The organism is Arthrobacter sp. BF1, from assembly GCF_056680215.1.
Genome location: NZ_CM155271.1, coordinates 584,987 through 606,936, shown reverse-complemented (window position 1 = coordinate 606,936; position 21,950 = coordinate 584,987). Strand labels below are relative to the sequence as shown.

General features: G+C 66.3%; 21 protein-coding genes and 1 pseudogene. 10 read left to right on the top strand and 12 right to left on the bottom strand.

From position 1 onward, the window contains the following. Positions 1-22: 22 nt before the first annotated feature. Both AC1MCD_RS02920 and AC1MCD_RS02915 read right to left on the bottom strand, forming a co-directional pair. Positions 23-716 (bottom strand): annotated as a pseudogene (locus AC1MCD_RS02920) (SRPBCC family protein). Then, positions 709-1,374 carry a helix-turn-helix domain-containing protein gene (locus AC1MCD_RS02915; RefSeq protein WP_498675711.1) on the bottom strand — a complete coding sequence of 222 codons (666 nt, stop codon included), beginning with the start codon at positions 1,372-1,374 and terminating at the stop codon, positions 709-711. Before AC1MCD_RS02915 ends, AC1MCD_RS02920 begins: the two are co-directional and overlap by 8 nt. 110 nt (positions 1,375-1,484) lie before the next feature. Between AC1MCD_RS02915 and AC1MCD_RS02910 the strand changes: the two genes are divergently transcribed. Further along, on the top strand, positions 1,485-2,423 hold the full coding sequence (locus tag AC1MCD_RS02910) for an RluA family pseudouridine synthase (RefSeq protein ID WP_498678133.1): 939 nt from the start codon (positions 1,485-1,487) through the stop codon (positions 2,421-2,423). On the opposite strand, the gene AC1MCD_RS02905 is transcribed toward AC1MCD_RS02910, so the two are convergent. From AC1MCD_RS02905 to AC1MCD_RS02890, 4 genes are all read right to left on the bottom strand, one after another. Beyond that, the gene (locus tag AC1MCD_RS02905; RefSeq protein WP_498675709.1) at positions 2,395-2,925 is read right to left on the bottom strand and encodes an O-acetyl-ADP-ribose deacetylase; all 531 of its coding nucleotides are present in this window, start codon (positions 2,923-2,925) and stop codon (positions 2,395-2,397) included. The genes AC1MCD_RS02910 and AC1MCD_RS02905 overlap by 29 nt on opposite strands. Before the next feature lie 61 nt (positions 2,926-2,986). Then, on the bottom strand, positions 2,987-5,536 hold the full coding sequence (locus AC1MCD_RS02900; protein WP_498675707.1) for a MinD/ParA family ATP-binding protein: 2,550 nt from the start codon (positions 5,534-5,536) through the stop codon (positions 2,987-2,989). 107 nt (positions 5,537-5,643) lie between these two features. Beyond that, on the bottom strand, positions 5,644-5,844 hold the full coding sequence (locus tag AC1MCD_RS02895; protein WP_190990287.1) for a hypothetical protein: 201 nt from the start codon (positions 5,842-5,844) through the stop codon (positions 5,644-5,646). A 67-nt stretch (positions 5,845-5,911) separates the two neighbouring features. Then, positions 5,912-6,103: a hypothetical protein gene (locus AC1MCD_RS02890; protein ID WP_498675705.1), complete on the bottom strand. Its 192-nt coding sequence runs from the start codon at positions 6,101-6,103 to the stop codon at positions 5,912-5,914. 214 nt (positions 6,104-6,317) lie between these two features. Here AC1MCD_RS02890 and AC1MCD_RS02885 point away from each other — a divergent pair, with 214 nt between their 5' ends. The 3 genes from AC1MCD_RS02885 to AC1MCD_RS02875 all read left to right on the top strand — a co-directional run bounded on the left by AC1MCD_RS02885 (position 6,318) and on the right by AC1MCD_RS02875 (position 8,122). Continuing rightward, positions 6,318-6,539: a hypothetical protein gene (locus AC1MCD_RS02885; RefSeq protein WP_498675702.1), complete on the top strand. Its 222-nt coding sequence runs from the start codon at positions 6,318-6,320 to the stop codon at positions 6,537-6,539. Positions 6,540-6,821: 282 nt separating this feature from the next. Continuing rightward, positions 6,822-7,466: an AfsR/SARP family transcriptional regulator gene (locus tag AC1MCD_RS02880; protein WP_498675700.1), complete on the top strand. Its 645-nt coding sequence runs from the start codon at positions 6,822-6,824 to the stop codon at positions 7,464-7,466. 38 nt (positions 7,467-7,504) lie between these two features. Beyond that, positions 7,505-8,122, top strand: a complete 618-nt coding sequence (locus AC1MCD_RS02875; protein ID WP_498678130.1) for a DedA family protein — start codon at positions 7,505-7,507, stop codon at positions 8,120-8,122. Positions 8,123-8,151: 29 nt separating this feature from the next. Here the strand turns inward: AC1MCD_RS02875 and AC1MCD_RS02870 are convergent, their stop codons facing one another. The 3 genes from AC1MCD_RS02870 to AC1MCD_RS02860 all read right to left on the bottom strand — a co-directional run bounded on the left by AC1MCD_RS02870 (position 8,152) and on the right by AC1MCD_RS02860 (position 11,984). Beyond that, on the bottom strand, positions 8,152-8,457 hold the full coding sequence (locus tag AC1MCD_RS02870) for a hypothetical protein (RefSeq protein WP_498675697.1): 306 nt from the start codon (positions 8,455-8,457) through the stop codon (positions 8,152-8,154). 177 nt (positions 8,458-8,634) lie between these two features. Further along, entirely contained in the window at positions 8,635-11,475 is a 2,841-nt protein-coding gene (gene ppc, locus AC1MCD_RS02865) for a phosphoenolpyruvate carboxylase (RefSeq protein ID WP_498675696.1), read from the bottom strand. Between the two features lie 113 nt (positions 11,476-11,588). Further along, positions 11,589-11,984, bottom strand: a complete 396-nt coding sequence (locus tag AC1MCD_RS02860) for a hypothetical protein (RefSeq protein WP_498675695.1) — start codon at positions 11,982-11,984, stop codon at positions 11,589-11,591. An 83-nt stretch (positions 11,985-12,067) separates the two neighbouring features. Here AC1MCD_RS02860 and AC1MCD_RS02855 point away from each other — a divergent pair, with 83 nt between their 5' ends. Continuing rightward, positions 12,068-12,904, top strand: coding sequence for a DUF1684 domain-containing protein (locus AC1MCD_RS02855; RefSeq protein ID WP_498675693.1), 837 nt, complete (start codon positions 12,068-12,070; stop codon positions 12,902-12,904). A gap of 45 nt (positions 12,905-12,949) precedes the next feature. On the opposite strand, the gene AC1MCD_RS02850 is transcribed toward AC1MCD_RS02855, so the two are convergent. Both AC1MCD_RS02850 and AC1MCD_RS02845 read right to left on the bottom strand, forming a co-directional pair. After that, on the bottom strand, positions 12,950-14,155 hold the full coding sequence (locus tag AC1MCD_RS02850) for an acyl-CoA dehydrogenase family protein (RefSeq protein WP_498675692.1): 1,206 nt from the start codon (positions 14,153-14,155) through the stop codon (positions 12,950-12,952). Next, entirely contained in the window at positions 14,152-14,964 is an 813-nt protein-coding gene (locus AC1MCD_RS02845) for an SDR family NAD(P)-dependent oxidoreductase (RefSeq protein WP_498675690.1), read from the bottom strand. Before AC1MCD_RS02845 ends, AC1MCD_RS02850 begins: the two co-directional genes overlap by 4 nt. A 148-nt stretch (positions 14,965-15,112) precedes the next feature. On the opposite strand from AC1MCD_RS02845, the gene AC1MCD_RS02840 reads away from it, so the two are divergent. Next, positions 15,113-16,345, top strand: coding sequence for a glycoside hydrolase family 76 protein (locus AC1MCD_RS02840; RefSeq protein ID WP_498675687.1), 1,233 nt, complete (start codon positions 15,113-15,115; stop codon positions 16,343-16,345). On the opposite strand, the gene AC1MCD_RS02835 is transcribed toward AC1MCD_RS02840, so the two are convergent. Continuing rightward, complete coding sequence (locus AC1MCD_RS02835; RefSeq protein ID WP_498675685.1) at positions 16,317-17,066, bottom strand: ABC transporter permease; 750 nt, start codon at positions 17,064-17,066, stop codon at positions 16,317-16,319. The genes AC1MCD_RS02840 and AC1MCD_RS02835 overlap by 29 nt on opposite strands. Before the next feature lie 143 nt (positions 17,067-17,209). Between AC1MCD_RS02835 and efeU the strand changes: the two genes are divergently transcribed. The 4 genes from efeU (at position 17,210) to AC1MCD_RS02815 (ending at position 21,948) form a co-directional block, all read left to right on the top strand. Next, positions 17,210-18,058, top strand: a complete 849-nt coding sequence (gene efeU, locus AC1MCD_RS02830) for an iron uptake transporter permease EfeU (RefSeq protein WP_498675683.1) — start codon at positions 17,210-17,212, stop codon at positions 18,056-18,058. 39 nt (positions 18,059-18,097) lie between these two features. After that, positions 18,098-19,276 (top strand): iron uptake system protein EfeO, encoded by a 1,179-nt coding sequence (gene efeO, locus AC1MCD_RS02825; RefSeq protein ID WP_498675682.1) that lies wholly within the window; start codon positions 18,098-18,100, stop codon positions 19,274-19,276. Between the two features lie 56 nt (positions 19,277-19,332). Beyond that, positions 19,333-20,676, top strand: a complete 1,344-nt coding sequence (gene efeB, locus AC1MCD_RS02820) for an iron uptake transporter deferrochelatase/peroxidase subunit (protein ID WP_498675680.1) — start codon at positions 19,333-19,335, stop codon at positions 20,674-20,676. A 213-nt stretch (positions 20,677-20,889) separates the two neighbouring features. Then, entirely contained in the window at positions 20,890-21,948 is a 1,059-nt protein-coding gene (locus tag AC1MCD_RS02815) for an iron ABC transporter substrate-binding protein (RefSeq protein ID WP_498675679.1), read from the top strand. The last annotated feature ends 2 nt before the right edge of the window (positions 21,949-21,950 follow it).

Genomic DNA, 21,950 nt, shown 5'->3' with positions numbered 1-21,950 from the left:
AGGTTTGGTGACACGAAGCCGCTTACGCGTAAACCTTCGCCAGGAACCCGCTCCATGCCTTGGCTGTGGCCTCCGAATCGCCGCTCCCGCTGAAATCGTGGACCGTCATGCCCACGGGTGCGCCAAAGGCGTTGCGGCCAAAGAACCGGTACATGGCATCGGCGGTCCGAAGCCCGAGGAAGTGCTCGTTGACAAAGTCCACCTCCCCGGACAGCCGCCCGACGCCGTCGACCTCCAGCTCCAGTGCTGAACCCTGCGCGGCAGAGTCCACACCGAGTGCCTTCTTCAGCCGGTCGAATCCGTCCGGCGTCTGCGACACCGCGGGTCCCTGGATGTCCGTAAACACCACCGGGTGGCCGTCGAAGTGCGCCAGGTACTGGCCGAGCGTGTGGAGGTAGAACTCGGTGTGCTTGCTGGCGCCGTCGTACTGCTCGTCCCAGTTGTCGGCAAAGATGCCGCTGTGGACGTAGTGCAGCCTGGCGCGGCCGCCGTCGAGCGGTTCAAGGACGTGCTCCAGCTGGTTGAACCAGCCGTCAGGACCATCCATCCGGGAGACCAGATGCGTGGGGTACTCCTGCACCGTTTTGACGTCCGGCCACTGGTCCCGTGGGGAACATCCAGGCCGGGGTGCCTTTGGTCACGGCCTCCCAGACACGCTCGGGAGTGCCCGGCAGTTCTGTATCGTAGACGATCTCAAATTCACGTTTGTCAGTCATTTTCCTGCTCCTTCGCTGAAAGGGTCTTGTTAGGGGTCTTGAGTACGGGGTGAAGCGCGACGACGAGCCGGTGCTTCCGCCCGCCGGCCGCCCGGGTGCCGCCAGATGGAGTGCCGCCCGCGCTCCCCCGCGGGGCGCCGCCGTCGTGATATTTGTCCACGAGCCGGGTCACCGCAACGCCGAGTTCCTCGGCAAACGCGGCCCGGTCGGCCGCTGTGCGGAAGGTGATCTCGCCGTCGATCGCGAACGTGGCGAGCTTTTGCCGGGCCGCGGCCGCGCCGGCAATCAGCTTGCCCACCTCCTGGACCATCCGGCCTGCGAGCGCCAGGAGCCAGAAGGCGGAGAATCGGTCCGAGAACCGGTGCGGGTCAGGCGCCACCGATGCGAGCGCAACCGGGGAAATCAGGTAGGAGGCCGCCGTCGCCTGGAGGACGCGTTCGGTGACGTTTCCCTTGCGCCGCTCCTCCACGAGTTCCACCAGCCCGTGCCGCTCGAGGGCTTTGAGGTGGTAGTTGACCTTCTGCCGCGGCAGGCCCACCTTGGCGGCAAGCTGCGTGGCCGACCCCGGCTCCGCCAATTCCCGGAGGATACGCGTGCGGATGGGGTCCAGCGACGCTTCCGCCGCGGCCGGATCCTCGATCACTTCGATGTCCAACATGCTTCAAGTATGCTTACCGACAATTTTTATTGTCAAGAACTTTTTTTGCGTCGGTTGTCCGAATCGTGCGAAAGGGGCACCCGGCGGCAGCAAAGTAGAATGGACCGGTGATGCAATCCCCCCTCCCCGTGCGCGACGGCGTCAACGCCACCCGTCTGCGCCTGCCGGACGAGGGGCCGTGGACCACCGCGATGGACTACATGATGCACCGCTGGGGCCACGTCGACCCGCAGGGCATCGAGGACAGGTTCGACGCCGGCGAGATCGTGGGCGAAGGCGGCGTCCCGCTGGACCGGGCCACAAAGCTCGATGACCATACTTTCATCTGGTACTACCGCACCCTGCCGCCGGAGACACGGATCCCGGTGGACATCAGAATCCTGCACCAGGACGAGCACCTGCTGGTGGTGGACAAGCCGCACTTCCTGCCCACCACCCCCGGCGGAACCTACATCCAGGAATCGGCCCTGGTCCGGCTGCGGAACCAGCTGAACCTGCCGGACCTGATTCCCATGCACCGCCTGGACCGTATGACCGCCGGCGTGCTGCTGCTGTCCACGAATCCGGAGACACGCGGCAATTACCAGGTGCTCTTCGAGAAGCGCCAGGTGCAGAAGGAATACGAGTGCGTTTCCGCCGCCGAGCCCGCGGCCGGGTACCCCGCCGTCGATTTCCCCGTGGTGGTGCGCAACCGGATGACCAAGTCCCGCAGTTACCTGCTGGCCGAAGTGATCGACGGCGAACCGAACGCGGAGACACGGATCGAACGGTTGGAAACGTTCGACCGTGATACCCGCCGGCTTGCGCGCTACCGGCTCGAACCGCACTCCGGGAAGACGCACCAGCTCAGGGTGCACATGGCGTCGCTGGGCCTTGGCATCGTCAACGACGCCTTCTACCCGGACCTGTTGGACAAGGCTCCGGACGACTACAGCAAACCGCTGCAGCTCCTGGCCCGCGGCATCCGTTTTGTGGACCCGATCAGCAGGCAGCCCGTCGAATACCGCAGCAGGCTGGAACTCAGCGAGGCTGCTCAAACACCGCGCTGAACGAATCCTCCATCTCGGAGCTGAACAGCACGAACTCCACCCGCTCAAGTGCGCTCTCGGGATGCGAAGCACCAAACCCGGTAACGGCGTCGTGCGCTGCCTCCGCCACCTGCCGCCCCACCCAGCCGTAAACGCCGCCACCCACCGCTGGAAAAGCGATGGATGAGGCCCGCAGCGAATCCGCCAGCCGCAGGCTCTCGCTGAAGCAGGAAACCAGCAACGCCCGGTTGGTCTGCCCCGCGCGCCGGTTCGGCCCCACGGTGTGGATGACCCAGCGGGCCGGGAGCCTGAACCCGGCAGTGGCTACGGCCGCACCCACCGCGAGACCGTGCGGCAGGTCGGCGGCGCGGAGTTCGCGGCACGCGGCCAAAAGCTCGGGCCCTGCCGCCCGGTGGATAGCTCCGTCCACCCCGCCGCCGCCCAGGAGCGAGGAGTTGGCAGCGTTGACGATCGCGTCCACGCTGCGGGTGGTGATATCGGACTGGAGGATGCTGATCCGCATGCGGCCAGTTTCCCACGTGCCTGCTCCCGAATAAATGGGTGGATGGTCCGTGGGCGTCAGCTCAGAGTCCCTGCATCACCGCAGCCGAGGCACGGAGCCAGGCCTCCCGCGTTTCCGGCTGCAGCGCTTGGTAACTGAGCGGTCCGCCGGACACAAGGGAGCTGTCATAGGGAACGTCCAGGACTTCCCTGGTGAGGCTCTCGAAGTGAGCGCGCGTGCGCTGATGAAGCTGCGCGTCGGTCTGCCGTGATGGTGCGGCGAGCAGGGTCACGGCGTTGCTGACCTTGTCCTGGTAGCCGCGTTCGCGCAATCCGTCCACCAGCCAGACGGCACTGGCCACGGTGTCTTCGCGCAGCGTGGAGACGATCACCAGCTCGTCCGCCGCAGCCACGGCTGCTTCCCAGTTGGAGGACCGCATGTTGTTGCCGGTGTCCACCATGATGATCCGGTAGAAACGGCGGAGGGCCGAGTGCAGCCGGTCGAACTCACGGCTGCCGATGGTGGCAGCCCCCGCCGCGTCCTCGTCCGAGGCCAGCACATCGAACTGCGCGGACCCCTGGTAGCGCACGAACCGGTCCAGATCCCCGATCCGCCCCAGGATGGGGTCCTCGAAACGGTCCACCTCCTGCAGGAGGTCAACGGCTGTGGCGGTGTGCCCGGCCATCGGCGCCCGCCACCCCAGCGTGCCGCGTGTCTCGTTGTTGTCCCAGGCGAGGGTGTAGCCACCGCGCTGGATGCCTAGCGTTGCCGCGAGAAGCAGCGTTGCGGTGGTCTTATGCGCACCGCCCTTCGGATTGACCACAACCACGGTCTTGGGGCCATCAAGCCGGCGCTGGACATCTTTGACAGCCTGCAGGTGGGCGCGTTCCCGGCGCCCGGGTGCGGGGCTGATTGAATTGCCGGTCAGCCGCCGGATGGCACCCTGCCAGCCGGCCTCGGCCAGGGCTGAGGGGGGCGTCGGCCTGTCCGCGAGGAAATCCTGCAGGGTGGGGACGGCGTCGTCGGTTTGGGGCCAGGGCAGGGCTCCCGGCAGGCCCCCGTGCACAGACCCGGGCAGAGACCCGTGCACAGACCCGGAAGCCTCCGCTGGGGCCGGAGCCTGAAAAGCCGGCGCGTGCAAAGCCGGAGCGTGAAAATGCGACGGCGAGCGCAGCGGAGCCGGGGGGACGTTGTTGTCGGGCATGGCCGCGGGAGGAACTGAAATAGCCATGACGGACCTTCCTTTCTGTAGTGGCTTCCCCATCTGTGGTGGCTTCCCTGCCCCGGGCTGCACCGCCCGGAGGTGCCGTGGCACCACGGACTCAGGCGCCGCCGTCGAACGCAACAGGCGCCTGCCGAGGCGCTGGCAGAGGACGAGCAGGCCGGACAGCAGCCGGTACAGCAGGATGGCCAGGCCGACTATCGGCAAGGACAACATGAGGATGGACAACATGGAGAGCGCCGCAGCGGGCGGATCGCCCATCTCAACGGCGGCCGCGGCGAGCCCCGCGTGGCGCCGGATGGCGGTGGCCGTCTGCTCGATGATCGCGGGCAGGCTAACCAGCATCCAGACGAGCGATAGGAGCAGGAGCGGCACTACGGTCACCACCCACACCGTGACGATGCGGCGGGCGAATGGGCGGAGCTGGGTGACGAGCGGATCCACTGGGCGGCCCGGGATGAGGCTGAGCAGGACCGGGCGGATCCGGTTGAACAGGTCGGGGACGCCGGCGATATCGGCCAGCACGAAGTAGCCGTCAAAACGCAGCGTGGGCACCAGTTGCTGGATCATCTGGAAGTGCATCAGACCGGCCGCGAGCAGGAAGAATCCCTGGTCTGTCAGGAGGTACGCTGCGCCCAAACCGATCAGGCAGAGGCAGTTGAAGTACAACCCGCCAAGGTCGGTACGGATCCGGCCTGCCCGGCCCAGGCGGTATGAGTCAGTGACGTTGGTGAAGAACGCGGGAAAGACAAGATAAACGCCGACGCCGATCACCCCGGGCCGCGCACCACCGTACCGGCACGCTGTGGCATGCCCCAGTTCGTGGACCACCGCCGCCAGTGTCAGGAGCGCAAAGACGCCCAGCAGCAGCGCCGGGGTGAGCAGTATCTGCTCCAGGGAAGCCATAAAGTCGCTCCTGGCAATGACCATGGCATCGAGCAACACCAGCGCAGCCAGCACGGTCACCACCACTGGACCCCAATACAGCGGCGCCAGGATCGCGGCCAAGGCGTTGACTGCCTTCTCCGGAAGAAGTGTGCCTTTCAGCCGCAGCGCCAGCAGGGGGTCGGCCCGCGGCGCGGCCACAGACTCGGCCGGATCGGCGGAGTCGTCCCTCACCAGCCCCATTGGCGCGAGTCTGGTGTCGATCAGGTGACGCAGCCCGCTCACACCCAGTTCGCGGCCGTAGGCATCGCTGATCTCGCGTGCCGCGTCGTCAAGGGATTTCTCCGCCGAGATGGAAACCATCACCAGGTGGAGCATCTCCGAAAGTTGGACGATCTGCCCGTCTCCACGCTGCAGCAGGTAGCTGTGGTCCTTAAGTCCGGAGCCTTCAACCGGCCCGAGAAAAACAATCCCGGGCGCCGGGACCCAGCGATGTAGAAACGCAGCATCAGGTGTTGCTGTCACTTTCCCCGCCAACTTGTCATGTTTCCCGGGAAGGGCTTAGCCACTAGGACCAGTGGGCATGCTCCGACATTGGAGCATGCCCACCCGGTTGCAAAGATCCTGCAGGCCTACTGCTGAGCTACGAACAGGGTCTGCCAGGCCTCCGAGTTCGCCACGGAACCAATTGAAGCCGCATTGACGGCCATCGAAAGATTCACAGCGACTATGGGAGCGACGTTGATGTCGAAGAACAGCGTTTCCCGAACGGGAAGCAGTTCCAAAACCTCGGCGTCGAGTTCCACCGGTGACAGCTCGTTTGATGCCGTCATAGCACCACACCTCTCCCCCAGGTAGCCCCAGGGTTCAGTTATCGAATATCAGGCGGACTAACCTTGGCTACTGGGTGACAAAGATTGTCTGAACCGCAGCGCTATTGGCCTGTGAGAGCAACGTGGTTGCATTCAGTGCCAGCGAGGTGTTGCTCGCTACTACGTTTGCGAAATTGGTGTCCAGCCACAGGGTCTCCCGCGAAGGCAACAGCTCCACGTGCTGGCTTTCCAGCTCCTGAATTGTGAGTTCCTTCTTCATATCAATCACCCCCTTTCGAAGTCTCCCGATCAGTCAACGCGTCCGGCCGTAGTGACCCCGTTACGGCCGCGTTATTTTTGCGTTATTTCGTGAAACTATGGCGTGCAACCATTTGACTTGGGCGCCCCATCATCTATGCCTAGGATGGTCATACCGGGCAGTAATGTCCTCGGATAATTGCGAATCGCAGACAACGAAAGCAGGGCGCCCGCTCATGGCGGACATTGAAGGCACCATGGTTATCCGCGCGTGGGCGGAGCCTGCCCAAAACAACCAGGTTCGTGCTCGTTTGATCTCCAGCCGCCCTGGGGACGAGCGGGAGGTGGTGGAAGCCGCGGCCGACGAGGACCAAATCCTTTCGGCAGTCCGGCGCTGGCTCGATTCACTGCGCCCGGAAGACCACTCCGCCGGCGCAGCGGACCCTGTCAGCAGCTAGTCCACCCTCGCAGCAACGGGGTCCTCCTGACCCCGCGCACCCACGTCTTGGCCAGCAGGCCGACGCGATGCCGGGCAGTTAAACCCGCCCTACCCCACTTGGCCATCCGCCCTACCCCCGTTACTAAAATCGCTTGACATGATTATGCCAAGTGCCACGATGGTAGCTGGGGGACGCGTGGAATCCGGCCGCTGGAGAGGGAAAAGCATGACGGTGGCTCTGGCACAGGATTGGCACTTGAGTCTACTGGGGGCTTGGCGGTTGCGCTGCGGCAGCAACGCAGTGACGGTAGCTACCCGTGAGCAACGGCTGATCGCCTGTGTGGGACTTCTCGGTTGCCGCCACCGCAGTTTCCTGGCGGGCCTGCTGTGGCCGAAGAGCAGCGAAACGCAGGCCGCCGGCAACCTCCGCACCACCGTCTGGTGCATTTCCCACTCTTTTCCGCACCTTCTCCATACCGGGGCAGACACACTGGAGTTGGAGGAATCGGTCCGCGTGGACGTCGCAGCACTGCAGCGGCTTGTTGCCAGGATGCACGCCCAGCCCTGGGTCCAGGTTCCCGACGGCTACCTGGACCACCTGAGCAGGGCCGAGCTGCTGCCCGGCTGGTATGACGACTGGGTGATCTTCGAACAGGAGCGCCTGCGGCAATTGCGCCTCAGCGCGCTGGAGCTCATGGCCCGGCAGCATCTGGCGGCCGACGAACCCTCCCGGGCCGTGATCGCCGCCATTTCAGCAGTGAGTATCGAACCCCTCAGGGAATCGGCGCATCTCCTGCTTGTCCAGGCCCATCTTGCCGCCGGGAACAGGGCGGCTGCGGTCCGCGCGTACACGATGTTCGCGGGCAGACTTGAAAGCGAACTCGGCGTTACGCCATCAGGCCAGTTGAGTGATCTCGTGGCGGCGTTCCGTCCGGCCATGCACTGACTCCAGTGCCGCCGCCCGAAGTGCGGTACTTTGTGGCCATGGACTTTGGCAACGCCGACAGCTGGGGTGCGGCGATTTACTTCTGGATCATCCCCGTGGTGCTCGGCGACGCCATCTTCCCGCCCATCCCGTCCGAGATGGTGGTGATCACCGGCGGCGCCCTCTCTGCGGACGGCCGGGCCAACGTGCTCCTCGTGGCTGCCCTGGCTGCGCTGGCGTCCTGGCTCGGCGACATGGTGGTGTTCCAGCTTTTCAAGCGCCGGCTCAGCCATGTGCTCGACCGGTGGCGCTGGGGCCGGAAAGTCCACCACGGCATCCATCAAGCAATCGCCAGGGCCGGCCGATCATCCACCTACGGGACCATCATCGGTGCCCGCTTCATCCCGGGCGGACGGCTGGCGACGTCGGCGGCAGCAGGAATCGCGGATGTCTCGGTTCGCGGTTTCAGCCTCTGCGCCGGACTCGGCGCGGTCCTCTGGGCCAGCTGGCTGGTGGGTCTTGGCTATTTCACGGGTTCGGCAACCAAGCTGCCGTTCTGGGCCAGCTCCCTCATCGGCGTTGCCGTGGGGCTGGTGATCGGCGCCGCCGTCGGCGTCATTGTCACCCGCCGCCGCGGCACCCGTTCCCCCGTGGATGAGCCAGCTCCGGGCGACTGACTTACAGGCAAGTGACCTGGGTGACTGATTTACAAGGGTGCCCAGCGGCCGCGGTTGCGGCGCAGCACCATCAGTGAGCCGGTCAGCGCAACGCGTTCGACGGCGTCGCGCATCATCGCTGCCGAGTCGCGCGCCTGCTGGTTCTCACCGTGGTATTCGGTGGGCTCCACGAGGAAGCGGAGGTTCAGCTGCGGGACGCCCCCGGCGAGCTCCAGCTGGTTGGCCTCCACATGGTGACGGGTCTCCAGGGCCTCCACGGCGGCGGCCATCACGGCTTCGGGCGGGTTGCCCGGTTTCAGGCCGGTGATCTTCAGGCGGGTCTGGAACGAAGGCATGCCGTCAACCCTATCCCGGGCGCCTCCTGCCGCCGCCCCGCGGTCCCCCGCGACTTGAAACGCTCTCTCACTTAATGCGGGAAATCCACCAACGCTCTCTCACTTTCCTGAGGAAAGTGAGAGAGCGTTGGGAAAAAACCCGCATTAAGTGAGAGAGCGTCCCGGGGGGGTGGGGGGTTAGCCGGTGTTGCGCAGGCCTGCTGCCACCCCGTTGACCGTGATCAGCATGGCCCGCTGGAGGCTTTCGTCGATCTCGGCGTTGCTCATGCTTTCGCCCTCTGCGCCTTGGACGCCATCGGCGCCCTGGGCGGCCCGGATACGGCGGAGGAGCTCCACCTGCAGGTAGCTGATAGGGTCCAGGTACTGGTCGCGGACTTCCAGCGAACGCTTGAGCGTGGGCTGCGCGTCCAGGAGCACGTTCTCGCCGGTAAGGTTCTGGATTTCCGTGACCGTGAGGTCGTACTCCTCGCGGATGGCGCGGAAGATGCGGTGCAGTTCCTCGGGTACCAGCGTGGCCACGTAGTAACCGGCGATGTCCAGGTCCGTTTTGGCCAGGGTCATTTCCACGTTGGAGAGCACGGACCGGAGGAAGTGCCACTGCTCCATCATCTCCACAAGCTGGGCGGAGTGGCCGGCTTCGCGGGCCGCCTTCAGGCCCGAGCCCACGCCGAACCAGCCCGGCACGATCTGCCTGGACTGGGTCCAGCCGAATACCCACGGGATGGCACGGAGGCCGCCGAGCCCGGCCCCGGAGTCCGGGCGCTTGGAGGGGCGGGAGCCAATATTCAGCGAACCCAGCTGCTCCACCGGGGTGGAAGCCAGGAAGTAGGCGGGCAGGTCAGGATCGTCAATGAGCTTCCGGTACCGGTCGAAAGCACCATCGGAAATGGTTTCCATGACGTGCCCGTAGCGCTCGCGCTGATCGTCAGAGGTCCGCGGATCACGGTGCAGCGCCGAGGCCTGAAGGACAGCCGCGAGCGAGAGCTCAAGGTTTTCCCGGGCCAGCTCCGGCAGCGAGTACTTGTCCGAGATGACCTCGCCCTGTTCGGTGAACTTGATCTCGCCTTCCAGCACGCCGTTCGGCTGGGCCATGATGGCGTCGTACGTGGGGCCCCCGCCGCGGCCCACGGAACCTCCGCGGCCATGGAACAACCGGACCCGGACGCCGTGCTTGGCCGCGACGTCCCGCAGGTTGCGCTGCGTTTTGTGGATCTCCCACTGGCTGGTCATCACCCCGGATTCCTTGTTGGAGTCCGAGTAGCCCAGCATGATTTCCTGGACGTCGCCGCGGAGCCTGACCAGGTCGCGGTAGGACGGGACGGACAGCAGCTGGTCCACGATCTCCGCCGAGGCGCGCAGCTCCTCCACGGTTTCCAGCAGTGGAGCGAAGCCGATCTTGGCGTACGGCGATTCGCCGAACAGGTTGATCAGGCCGGCTTCCCGGGCCAGGACCGCCGCGGCCAGGACGTCGTCCGCGCCGCGGGTCATGGAGATGATGTAGGTCTCGATGACGTCCGGACCGTACGTTCGCAGGGCGCGCCGGATTTCACGGAAGACGTCGTACGTTCCGTCCGCGACGCCGTCGAGCTTGATGGGGTGGCCGGACAGCGGACGGCGGGAGGCGAGCTCGGATCCCAGCACCTCGAAGCGCTCAGGACGGCTCAGTTCGGCGTAGCGCAGGCCCGGGCCGCCGATCCGGTCCATGAGCTGGCCCACGGCGTCGTGGTGGTGGTCCGCGTGCTCGCGGATGTCCAGGGTGGCCAGGTGCAGGCCGAACGATGCGACGGCGCGGCGGACGCGCGCCAGCGCGCCGTCAGCAACGAGCGACGCCGAGTGGTTGCGGAGGGACAGTTCCAGCAGTTCCAGATCGGCCATGAGTTCCGCCGTGGAGCGGTAATCGCGGCCGTGTTCGTGAGTGGAGTCAGCGACCACGCGCTTGCCCGTGTTGATGAGTTTCGCCTTGATGCACGTGAGCTTGAGGCGGTAAGGCTCCTGGGCGTTGAGCTCCAGGACGCGGCGGTCCAGGCCCGGGAGCTTCTCCAGATCCGCCTCGATCGAATCCAGCAGGCCCTGGTCCGCGCCGGACAAGGCCGTGGAGTTGGACAGGATGGAGATCAGCTCGTCCATCATGGCGATGCTGATGCGGACCGCGTGCTGGTTCTGGATCTGCAGGATTTCCCGGGTGACGGCTGCCGTGACGTTGGGGTTGCCGTCACGGTCGCCGCCGATCCAGGAACCGAACCGGATGGGGGCGTCCTGGGCCGCGAGGCTGACGCCGTGCTCCCCAAGCAATTCCGAGAAGTCGGACAGTATTTCCGGCATGGCGTCGGTGAGGATGCCGCCCAGGTAGTAGATCGCGTTGCGGGCCTCGTCCACAGGTGTGGGGCGCACCTGGCGCAACTCGTCGGTCTGCCACATCTGGTCGATGACTTCGGACAGCTGGCGGTCCTGCCGGCGGCGAGCCGACGTGCCTTCCTTGGTGGGCTGGGCCAGCACGTCGGAGAGCTTGCGGATTTTGTCCAGCACCGAACGGCGCGAAGCCTCGGTGGGGTGGGCGGTGAAGATGGGGCGGACATCCAGCCCGTTGACCACTTCCTGGAGCCTTTCGGGCCCGGCCTGGGCGGCGATTTCGGTTACGGCCTTGGCCAGCCAGCCGTCCTTTTCCTGCCTGGTCCGCAGGGTGCGGACCCGGTGGACCTGCTCGGCGGCGTTGGCGAGGTGGAAGAAGAAGGCGAAGGCACGCACCAGGTCGGTTGCCTGCTCAATGGGCAGGGAGCCCAGCAGTTCGCGGACCTGCTCGACGACGTCGTGCGCGCTCCAGGGGCCGGTGGCATCGGCGCCGCCGCGGGCGGCTTCCTTGGATTCCTTGGTGAGGAGGCGGACCTGCTCCACCAGGTCCAGGAGTTCGGGGCCGTGCTGGCGCACCAGGGATTCACCCAGCAGGGTGGAAACGCGCCGGACGTCAGCCCTCAGTTCTGAGGCGAGATCGGTTGTGGGATTCACTGCAGTGTTAGCCATGGAAACTGTCTTTCGAGGGTTCGGGACTTGGCTCGTACACTGCGCTGGATACTGTGAGCCGCGTTACTACCATTCGATGCTACCCGCACCCGATGACGAACCGGGAATCCGTCTCAGATGATGTCCGGGCGCTTGACTTCCGGTGCAGGACAGGCTTTCTTGGGCCCATCCGTCGTCCCGTCCGGCAGAGGTGCCGGCTGGTGGGCATCCCCCGCCGGTGGCCCTGCAGCGCTGATGACGATCCGTCCCCCATAGACCCCGTCCCGGTCAAAGCCCTTGCCGGATTCGGTGGACTCGTGGCGCTGCTGCTTCTGCTCTTCCCGGGCTGCGGCGGCCTCCTGCTTAGTGGGTGCCCCGGTGGCGGGATCGATCATGCTCAGCACACTCCCCAGCGTTCCCGTGGCCCCCTTGGAATTGACGCCCCGCTTCATCAGCGACATTCCTGCCAGCGTGAACCCTACGATCAAAGCAAGGCAAGCCACCACAGTCGCCACTGCTTCCACGTTCATGCTTCCGACGTTACTCTCCGGTGCGGAATGAACAACCGCCGGTCAGGGTTGAAGCGGACAACCAGGACCCTTACGGAGGAACCATGAGCACCGCCGCAGCCGCGCAGCTGGAACGCTGGCAGCGCTTCCGCACCAACCGGAACAAAGCCCTCGCCACCCGCCACGGCTGGCTGACCCTCACCTCCTTTCAGTGGCTGGAGTCCCGGCCCGCCGGCGTCGACCTCGCCCCCGGTTTGTGGTCAACGGACGGCACGACGGCGGCGCTCACCGCCGCGGCGGAGGACGGCCTGACGCTGGTGGAAACGGGCGAGGCCGTTGACGGGACCATCACTGCCACCCTCGCCGACGAGGAATCCCTCATGTGGGTGCAGTTCGGCGGCGACGACGGGCAGCAGGTAGTGGTGGAACTGGCCATGCGCGCGGACCGGTACGCCATCCGCACCCGGGATTCGGGCTCACCGGTGCTGACCGAGTTCGACGGCGTGCCCACCTTCGACTACAACCCGGACCTGGTGATCGAGGCGGCCTACGAGCCGTATCCCGCGCCCGTGGCCATCCCGATCGGAACTGCCAATCCCTTGGTGGACGGCGTGCATTATTCGGTGGGCGAAGTAGTTTTCCGGCTCCCCGGGATTAACCACGAATACAGGCTTCACGCCGAAGAGGAGAAGCTCGGCGCCCTGACCATCACCTTCCACGACGGGACCAACGGGGACTCGACGGACGAGTGGCGGAAGGTCTCCACACCCCGGCCGCGCACTGACGCCGCCGGGAAGGCAACCGTCGTGCTGGATTTCAACCGGGCCATCAACTACCCCAGCGCGTTCACGCCGTTCGGGACCTGCCCGATGCCGGTGAAGAACAACAGCCTGGACGCGAAGATCGAAGCCGGCGAAAAGCAGCCAACCCTCGCGGACTGAGCCTGTCCGGATAGCGACGGTCCCAACCGGGTCTCAACCGCCGCATCAGACGATCGCGGATACCCCCGTGACGGCCCGGCCCACGATGAGCGTGTTGATTTCGTAGGAGCCCTCGTACGTGAAAATGGCCTCGGCGTCGGCGAAAATCTTGGCCATCCGGTAGTCGGTCACAATGCCGTTGCCGCCCAGGATGGACCGGCCCAGCGCCACCGTCTCGCGCATCCGGGCGCTGGTATAGGACTTGGCGAGGGCCACCTGGGGCATGTCTGCAGCACCCTCGTCCTGCAGCTGGGCAAGCCGGGCCATCATGCCCATGCTGGCCACAGCGTTGCCCAGCATGGTGACCAGCTGCTGCTGGATGAGCTGGAACTTCGCCAGCGGCCGGCCGAACTGCTGGCGTTCGAGGGCGTACTGCCGGGCGACGTCGAACGCCGCAAGCTGCTGCCCCACGGCCTGCCACGCCACCATGATCCGCGAGCCGCGCAGGAGCTGGTTGGTGTCCTCGAAACTGTTGATGCCGGCGAAGCGGTCGGCCTCGGCGATCTGGACGTCCTTAAACACAATGTCGGCGTTCTGCACGGTCCGCAGCGCAATCTTGTTTTCAATCCGGCTCCGGCTCACCCCCGGCAGGGAAGCATCAACAATGAACCCCCGGACCCTGCCTTCCCCGCCGGGACCTGCGGATTCGTCCCTGGCCCACACGAGCATGTAGTCGCAGAACGTCCCGTTGCCGATCCAGCGCTTGGCGCCGTTGAGCACCCAGGCATCGCCGCCGTCGTCGAGATTTCCCGTGGCGCTGGAGATGCGCCGCGCGCGGGTTTCCATCCCGCCGGCAACATCGGAACCGTGGCCGGGCTCGGTGAGCGCGAAGGCGCCGGTAATGCGCAGGCTTGATGCGTCCGCAAGCAGCCGTTCCTTTTGGCCGGCCGAGCCGAACCCGTAGAGCGACTCCACGAACAGGTCATGGTGGACCAGGAAAAAAGTGGCGATCGACGTGTCCACGCGCGTCATCTCGGCGATGACCAGGCCCGCGAAGAGGTTGCTGTAGCCGCGCTGGGCCGGTGTGCTCAGCTCCAGCGCGGCGAGCTGGGGCAGGATGTGCGCAGGAAACTCCGCCTTGTTCCACCAGTCCGAGGCGTAGGGGGCGATCTCCGTGGCCAGGAACGCCCGCAGTTCGGCCAGCTTGGCCTGTTCCGTCGGATTGAGCAGGGACTCAAAAGCGAAAAAGTCGGCGGTGGGCAGCCCGTTCATTTCGGGCCCATCCGGATGGCGCCGTCGAGCCGGATGGTTTCGCCGTTGATCATGGCGTTGTCCACGATGTGGGCGACCAGGCTGGCGTATTCGGCCGGCCGGCCAAGGCGCGACGGGTGCGGGACCTGCCGACCCAGCGAATCCTGCGCGTCCTGCGGCAGCGTTGCCATCATGGGTGTTTCGAAGATGCCCGGGGCGATGGTCACCACGCGCACCAGCGAGCGCGCCAGCTCACGGGCCAGCGGCAGGGTCATCGCGGCGACGGCCCCCTTCGAGGCGGCGTAGGCCGGCTGGCCGATCTGTCCGTCGAAGGCCGCCACGGATGCGGTGTTCACGATAACGCCACGCTCCGGACCGCCCAGTTCCGTGTTGACCGGCTCCGTCTCTACCATTGCCGCGGCCGCAAGCCGAAGGACGTTGAACGTCCCGATAAGGTTCACCTGGATGACGCGGTTGAAGACGTCCAGCGGGAGGACTCCGTCACGGCCCAGCACCTTGCCCGGCGTGGCAATGCCCGCGCAGTTGACCACGATCCGGAGCGGCCCGACGTTCACGGCGGTATCGACGGCGGCCTGCACCTCCGCTTCGTTGGTAACGTCCGCGGGAACAAACACGGCCCGTGGCCCGGCGCCGCCGGTGCCACCACCCGCGCCGCCGGCGTTCAACTCTGCGGCGTAAGCCGCCCCGGCAGACGACGGCAGGTCGATCAGCACCACCGAGGCGCCGCCGTCGAACAGTCGCTTCGCGGTGGCAGCCCCCAGGCCGGATGCCCCGCCCGTTATCAGCGCGACCGTACCCTTGACGTCCATACATCCTCCTTGATGCGGCCCCGCAGGCGTGCCGGCGGCGAGTATTAGTTAGTGAATGTTAACTGAAATACCTGTGCGCCGCACCCTCACGCAGGCTCAGGCACCTCGCCGCCAGGATCCCGCCGCCAACGCCCGCTAGGGTGGACGCATGACTTCGCCGGACACCAGCCCAGCACCCGCAGACCGGACACCCACGGACGGGACTCCCACGGACTGGCAGGCCCGCGCGAACGAGGCCGCCCGCTCGGTGACCTCGCGCTTTGGCCAGCGGCTGCTGTTCCTGCCCGGAACCCACCTCGGGGCGGTCCGCTGGCCGTCAAACCGGCTTCAGAACCTTTTCCGCCCCTGGCACTACTGGTGGCAGGCGCACTACGTGGACTGCCTGGTGGACGCCGGACGCCGCGAACTGGGCAACGGAGCCACACCGGCGGCCAGGTTCAACGGCCCCACCAACCCGAGCGCCGGCAAACTCGCCTCCAGGCTGGTCACGGGCATCAGGCTGCGCAACGTCTTCACGTTCGTCAACAGCTACTTCGACGACATGGCCTGGCTGGCACTGGCCACCCTCCGCCTGCAGAACCTGGCGGAGGAGACGCAGAAACCGGGCAGCCGGCGCAATGCCCGGGTCCGCAAAACGCTGACCCAGCAGTTCGATTCCGCCTCCACCGACGACCTGGGCGGCGGGACCTTCTGGAGTAAAAAGCGGGACTTCAAGAACACTCCGGCCACCGCACCGGTGGCGCTCTACTATGCCCGGACCGGCCAGCAGGCCAAGGCACAGCGGCTGGTGGACTGGCTCAACACCGTCCTGTTTGACCAGGCGCAAGGCCTCTACGTTGACGGGGCACGCCTCAACGCGGCCGGCGAAATCACGGTGGAGAACGCCATCTACACGTACAACCAGGGGCCGGTCCTGGGAGCCCTGCTGGAGCTTGGCGGCGAGGAGAATCTCAGCCGGGCCGCCACCGTCATCAGGGCAGTGGACAAGCACCTGACGGTCCCGGCGCCTGCAGTAGTGCCCGGCAGCCCGCCGGACACCCGCACCAGCATCCTCCGTTGCGATGGAACGGGCGACGGCGGACTCTTCACCGGGATCCTCTGCCGTTACCTGGCGCTCGCCGCCCTCGATGCCAGGCTCCCGGCGGGCGCCCGGACCACTGCTGCCGAACTTGTCCACGCGACCGCGGAGGCGTTCTGGGCGGGCCGGCGCACCCAAGGCGGGCCCATCTTCTCCATCCACGCAGCGCAGCCGGCGGACGCAACCTACCCGGCGGGCGCCGCCGTCGAACTTTCCACCCAGCTCCAGGCATGGATGGTGCTGGAAGCCGCCGCCAGTCTCAGCCGGACTTCAGCTACCGGGGCAGCGCCGGCCGCACCCTGACCGGCGCCAGCTGGGCAACCACCAGGACGGCAGTGACGGCTCCGGCAGCCATAATCGCCGCGAGCACCACGATCTGGAAGCGGCCGGCTTCCAGGGGCGAAATCCCGCCGAAAATGGCACCCACGAAGGCCCCCGGGAGGGTGACCAGGCCCGTGGTCTTGGTCTGGTCAGTGGCCGGAATGAGGGCCGCGTGAACGGAGCGGCGGGCAAGGTCCAGGGTGGACCGCCGCCGTGTAGCGCCCAGCGCCAGCCAGCCCTCCACCTCCTCCCAACGATCATGGACCATCTCCGCGAACCGCCGGCCGGCCAGGACCGCCACCGTCATCGCGTTCCCGATCACAATTCCCCCAATGGCCAAGGCGTAGCGGGGACTGAAGTCGATGGCGCCGGTGGCGAAAATGATCAGCAGCGTGGCCGCGATGCCGGCGGCCATGGAGCCGCCCACCAGTCCGAGGCGGGGCCAGCTCCAGCCCACCCGCCGGGTGGCACTGACGGTCGCCACCGTGAACATCACCACGAGGCCAACAGCAACCCATAACGGACTGGTGATGACGCCACTGAGGACAAAACTGACGGCGGCGAGCTGTACCGCTCCCCTGAGGATCGCGAGCGCTGGAGAAAACGCGGACGGCGCCCGAAATGCCAGCAGCACGGAAACTGACAGCACCGTCAGCAGGCCTACGCCCGCCAGCGTGGGCAGGAAATCCGCGAGCTCGGGCATGAGGCCAGCATAGCCAGCGTGTCCGCCTCGTAACATTTCCCCTATTAGGTCACACAAAGCTTGCATAATTCACGGACGCGTCGGTACTCTTCATTTTTAGGTAAGCCTAACCTTGGCTGCCACGAACTGAGGTGCCGCCCGCAATGACCGCAAACTACCTGATTGGCCTCCGCGAAGGCCTCGAGGCGACCCTGATCGTGGTGCTGCTGATGGCGTACCTCGTCAAAAGCGGCCGCAGGCATCTCCTTCCGCGGATGTGGACGGGCGTCGGTTTCGCCGTCGCTGTTTCCTGTGCTTTCGGCGCCCTGCTCACCTACGGCCCGCGCGGCCTGACGTTCGAAGCCCAGGAGGCCATCGGCGGCAGCCTGTCCGTGCTGGCCGTAGGGCTTGTCACGTGGATGGTGTTCTGGATGGCCAGGACCGCCCGGACACTGGGCAGCGACCTCCGCTCGCGGGTGGACGTGCAGTCCGAGGGAACAGCCTGGGGGCTCGCGGCGGTGGCGGCTGTGGCTGTGGGCCGCGAGGGCCTCGAGACTGCGCTTTTCCTGTGGGCCGCTGCACAGTCCTCCGGTTCCTCCACCTCCCCGCTGCTGGGGGCCCTGCTGGGACTGGCGACGGCGGCCGTCCTGGGCTACCTGCTCCACCGGGGAGCCCTGAAGGTCAATCTCGGGAAGTTCTTTACCTGGAGCGGGGCGGCCCTGATCGTCATTGCCGGTGGTGTCCTGGCCTATGCGGTCCACGATTTCCAGGAGGCAGGCATCCTCCCCGGGCTCCACGCCCTGGCCTTCGACGCCTCGGCTGCCGTCCCGCCGTCGTCCTGGTACGGCACCCTGCTCAAGGGAACCCTGAACTTCTCCCCTGCCACCACGTGGTTCGAAGCCGCCGCGTGGCTGCTCTACGTTCCGCCCGTTATGTACTTCTATTTCCGTTCCAACCGGCGCGCCCACATGGTCACCCCGGACCGTGCCACGGCCTCCGCAGCAGTCTCGTAACTCCCCAACCCATCGCATCACTCCCCAAAGGACCCACCCGTGCCCAACCTCTCCCTGCCCTATTTCCCCAAGCGGACTTCGGGCTATGTTGCCCTCCTTGCCGCCGCCGTGCTGCCGCTGACCCTGGCCGCCTGCACCGACAACAACGCGGCGGCCGCAGGTCCCATCAAGGTCACCAGCACGGCCGACGCCTGCACGCTGTCCAGCCAGACCACCAACAGCGGCAACATCACTTTCGCCATCCAGAATGACGGCACCCAGGTCACCGAGTTCTACCTGCTGGCGGAGGACGGCCTGCGCATCGTCGCCGAGGTCGAAAACATCGGCCCCGGCCTGACCCGCAATCTCGTGGTGACGGCACCCGCCGGCAACTACACAACGGCGTGCAAACCGGGCATGCAGGGCGACGGAATCCGCGCCGGCTTCGAGGTCACCGAGTCCGGCGACAAGCCCGCGGTTGACACCAACCTCAAGTCGCTCACGGACCAGGGCACCGCCCAGTACGCGTCCTACGTCAAGGACCAGACCGAGCAACTCGTCACCGGCACCAAGGAGTTCGCCACGGCCTACGCCGCCGGAGACGCCGCCAAGGCCCGTGAACTCTACGCCGCAACCCGCATGCATTGGGAGCGGATCGAACCCGTGGCCGAGTCCTTCGGCGACCTCGATCCCAAGCTGGACGCCCGCGAAGCCGATCTCGCGCCGGGCGAGGAATGGACCGGCTGGCACCGGGCCGAAAAGGACCTCTTCCCGCCGGCCGGCTTCCCCGCGCTAACCGCACCCGAGCGCGAAGCACTGGCAGCCCAGCTGGTAACGGACACCGAGGACCTGGCCACCCGCACCCGGACCGTTGAACTGACGGCGGACAAGCTGGGCAACGGGGCCAAGGAACTCCTCGACGAGGTGGCAACCGGCAAGGTCACCGGCGAGGAAGAGATCTGGTCCCACACCGACCTTTGGGACTTCCAGGCGAACGTTGACGGCGCCCGGATCGCGTTCGAGAACCTCCGTCCCGTCCTGGACCAGAAGAACCCGGACCTCGCAAAGTCCTTGGACACGAAGTTTGCCGCCCTCCAGGCCGAACTAAAGCAGCACGCCCGCGGTGCAGGCTTCGTCTACTACGACGAACTGAGCCAGGACCAGGTCCAGAAGCTGGCAGCCCTCGTTGACGCCCTCGGTGAACCGCTGTCCCACCTCACCGCGGCTGTTGTGCTGTGACCGGTTGCCCGTTCGGGGGCGGTGCGCACGACGCCGGGGCAGCGGGTTCCGCTGCGGTGTCACCTTCTGATGCGGCCACCAAAGCCCCTGCCGCTGCCGCTCTGTCCAACCAGGAGGCTCCGGCGTCGCGCCTGTCGCGGCGGGGATTGCTCTCCCTGGCGGGCGTCGGAGGGGCGGGCGCCCTCGCCGGCCTCGCCGCCGGGCTGCTCAGCCAGGACACGCTGGCCGCCGTTGCGGCCCCGGCACCGGCGGGAACCGGCGATGTTGTGCCGTTTCACGGGGCAACCCAGGCCGGGATCACCACTGCCGCGCAGGACCGCCTGCATATGGCCGCCTTCGATGTCATCACGGAGGACCGCGCCGCCCTCATCCAGCTCCTCAAGGAGTGGACGGCCGCCGCCGAGGCAATGACCCAAGGCCGGGAAACAGGCACCACCGGGGCCGTGAACGGCGCGTACGACGCACCTCCTGAGGACACCGGTGAGGCCTTGGGCCTGAGCGCCGGGAAGCTCACCGTGACGTTCGGTTTCGGTGCCGGGCTCTTCGAGAAGGACGGCAAGGAACGGTTTGGCCTGGCCGGCCGCCGCCCGGAAGCCCTCATCGACCTGCCCCACTTCCCGGGCGATGACCTGCAGCCCAACCGCAGCGGCGGCGACATCATCGTCCAGGCCTGCGCCGACGATCCGCAGGTGGCCGTCCACGCCATCCGCAACCTGGCCCGCATCGGATTCGGCAGAGTGCGCGTCCGATGGTCCCAGCTCGGATTCGGCCGCACCTCCTCCACGTCCCGGGAGCAGCAGACCCCGCGAAACCTGTTCGGCTTCAAGGACGGAACCAACAACCTCAAGGCCGAAGACACCGCACTGCTTCAGGACCATGTCTGGGCCGGGGCAGGCTCCCGCCCCCAGGAGGCCTGGATGCAGGGCGGCAGCTACCTGGTGGCACGCCGGATCCGGATGCACATCGAGATCTGGGACCGCACGTCGCTGCGGGAGCAGGAACAGCTGATCGGGCGGAACAAGTCCGAGGGCGCCCCGCTCTCCGGCGGGAAGGAATTCACAGCACCGGATTTCGCCATCCAGGGAAAGGACGGCGAACCCCTGATGGGCATGGATTCACACGTCCGGCTTGCCCACGCCGACCAGAACGACGGCGTGCGGATGCTCCGCCGCGGCTACAACTACACCGACGGCTCCGACGGGCTGGGGCACCTCGACGCAGGGTTGTTCTTCATCGCCTTCGTCAGGGATCCGCGCACGCACTACGTCCCCATGCAGCTGACCATGGCAAAGCAGGACACGCTGGCCCTGGAATACCTCAAGCACACGGGGTCCGCCCTGGCCGCGGTTCCGCCGGGCATCCAGCCGGGCGGGTTCGTAGGCGAGGGCCTCTTCACCTGATGGGCGGCGTGGCATGAGCACCGCTGCTAGCTTCGAGCTGAAGTAATTAGGTCACGCAACAGTGTCGTAATGCATGTGATCCTGATCACTTAAGGCCCGCAGCGCTTGGAGTCTTAGGTTTGGCTAACCTACAGTTTCTCGAGTGAGCCACCGATCCCCCGGCTCCCCAAGACCCCCGGGTCAACAGACTTTTTCCCCAGAAAGTAGCCCTCAATGAAGATCCGCAACAGCGCGCTGGCAGGCATTGCAATCGCCGCCACCGCAGCCCTCGGTCTGACCGCCTGCGGCGGCTCCACCACCCCGGCCGCCACCGGCTCCGCGTCCGCTTCTTCCGGCGCCGCCTCCGGCGAAATCACCGTGTACAACGCCCAGCACGAAAGCCTCACCCAGGAATGGGTCGACGCTTTCACGGCTGAGACCGGCGTCAAGGTGACCATGCGCCAGGGTTCGGACACCGAGCTGTCCAACCAGATCGTCCAGGAGGGTGCAGCCTCGCCGGCTGACGTGTTCCTCACCGAAAACTCCCCCGCAATGGCGCAGGTGGAGAACGCCGGCCTGTTCGCCGACGTGGACAAGGCCACCATCGAGCAGGTGCCAGCGGAGTTCCGTCCGTCCACCGGCAAGTGGACCGGCATCGCCGCCCGCTCCACCGTCCTGGTTTACGACAAGACCAAGATCAGCGAAGACCAGCTGCCCAAGTCCATGCTTGATCTGGCCAAGCCCGAGTGGAAGGGCAAGTGGGCCGCTTCACCGTCCGGCGCCGACTTCCAGGCGATCGTCGCGGCGCTGGTGGAGCTCAAGGGCGAGGCCGCCGCTGAAGAGTGGCTCAAGGGCATGAAGGAAAACTTTAAGGCCTACAAGGGCAACAGCACCGCCATGAAGGCAGTAAATGCCGGCGAAATCGATGCCGCGCTGATCTACCACTACTACTACTACGGCGACCAGGCCAAGACCGGTGAGAACTCCAACAAGGTCACGCCCTACTACTTCAAGAACCAGGACCCGGGCGCGTTCGTCTCGGTGTCCGGCGGCGGTGTGCTGAAGACCTCCAAGAACGCAGCGGCGGCGCAGGCCTTCCTGAAGTTCGTCACCGGCAAGAAGGGCCAGGAAGTCCTCAAGAACGGCACCTCGTTCGAGTACGCCATCGCCTCCGACGTGCCGGCCAACGAAAAACTCGTTCCCATCGCGGACCTGCAGGCTCCCACCGTGGACCCCGCCAAGCTCAACTCCGCCAAGGTCACCGAGCTGATGACCAAGGCAGGACTCCTGTAATT

Coding starts and splice junctions, on each gene's coding strand:
- AC1MCD_RS02915 (WP_498675711.1), bottom strand. CDS start 1,374: ATGTTGGACATCGAAGTGATCGAGGATCCGGCCGCGGCGGAAGCGTCG.
- AC1MCD_RS02910 (WP_498678133.1), top strand. CDS start 1,485: ATGCAATCCCCCCTCCCCGTGCGCGACGGCGTCAACGCCACCCGTCTG.
- AC1MCD_RS02905 (WP_498675709.1), bottom strand. CDS start 2,925: ATGCGGATCAGCATCCTCCAGTCCGATATCACCACCCGCAGCGTGGAC.
- AC1MCD_RS02895 (WP_190990287.1), bottom strand. CDS start 5,844: ATGACGGCATCAAACGAGCTGTCACCGGTGGAACTCGACGCCGAGGTT.
- AC1MCD_RS02890 (WP_498675705.1), bottom strand. CDS start 6,103: ATGAAGAAGGAACTCACAATTCAGGAGCTGGAAAGCCAGCACGTGGAG.
- AC1MCD_RS02885 (WP_498675702.1), top strand. CDS start 6,318: ATGGCGGACATTGAAGGCACCATGGTTATCCGCGCGTGGGCGGAGCCT.
- AC1MCD_RS02875 (WP_498678130.1), top strand. CDS start 7,505: ATGGACTTTGGCAACGCCGACAGCTGGGGTGCGGCGATTTACTTCTGG.
- AC1MCD_RS02870 (WP_498675697.1), bottom strand. CDS start 8,457: ATGCCTTCGTTCCAGACCCGCCTGAAGATCACCGGCCTGAAACCGGGC.
- ppc (WP_498675696.1), bottom strand. CDS start 11,475: ATGGCTAACACTGCAGTGAATCCCACAACCGATCTCGCCTCAGAACTG.
- AC1MCD_RS02860 (WP_498675695.1), bottom strand. CDS start 11,984: ATGAACGTGGAAGCAGTGGCGACTGTGGTGGCTTGCCTTGCTTTGATC.
- AC1MCD_RS02855 (WP_498675693.1), top strand. CDS start 12,068: ATGAGCACCGCCGCAGCCGCGCAGCTGGAACGCTGGCAGCGCTTCCGC.
- AC1MCD_RS02850 (WP_498675692.1), bottom strand. CDS start 14,155: ATGAACGGGCTGCCCACCGCCGACTTTTTCGCTTTTGAGTCCCTGCTC.
- AC1MCD_RS02845 (WP_498675690.1), bottom strand. CDS start 14,964: ATGGACGTCAAGGGTACGGTCGCGCTGATAACGGGCGGGGCATCCGGC.
- AC1MCD_RS02840 (WP_498675687.1), top strand. CDS start 15,113: ATGACTTCGCCGGACACCAGCCCAGCACCCGCAGACCGGACACCCACG.
- AC1MCD_RS02835 (WP_498675685.1), bottom strand. CDS start 17,066: ATGCCCGAGCTCGCGGATTTCCTGCCCACGCTGGCGGGCGTAGGCCTG.
- efeU (WP_498675683.1), top strand. CDS start 17,210: ATGACCGCAAACTACCTGATTGGCCTCCGCGAAGGCCTCGAGGCGACC.
- AC1MCD_RS02815 (WP_498675679.1), top strand. CDS start 20,890: ATGAAGATCCGCAACAGCGCGCTGGCAGGCATTGCAATCGCCGCCACC.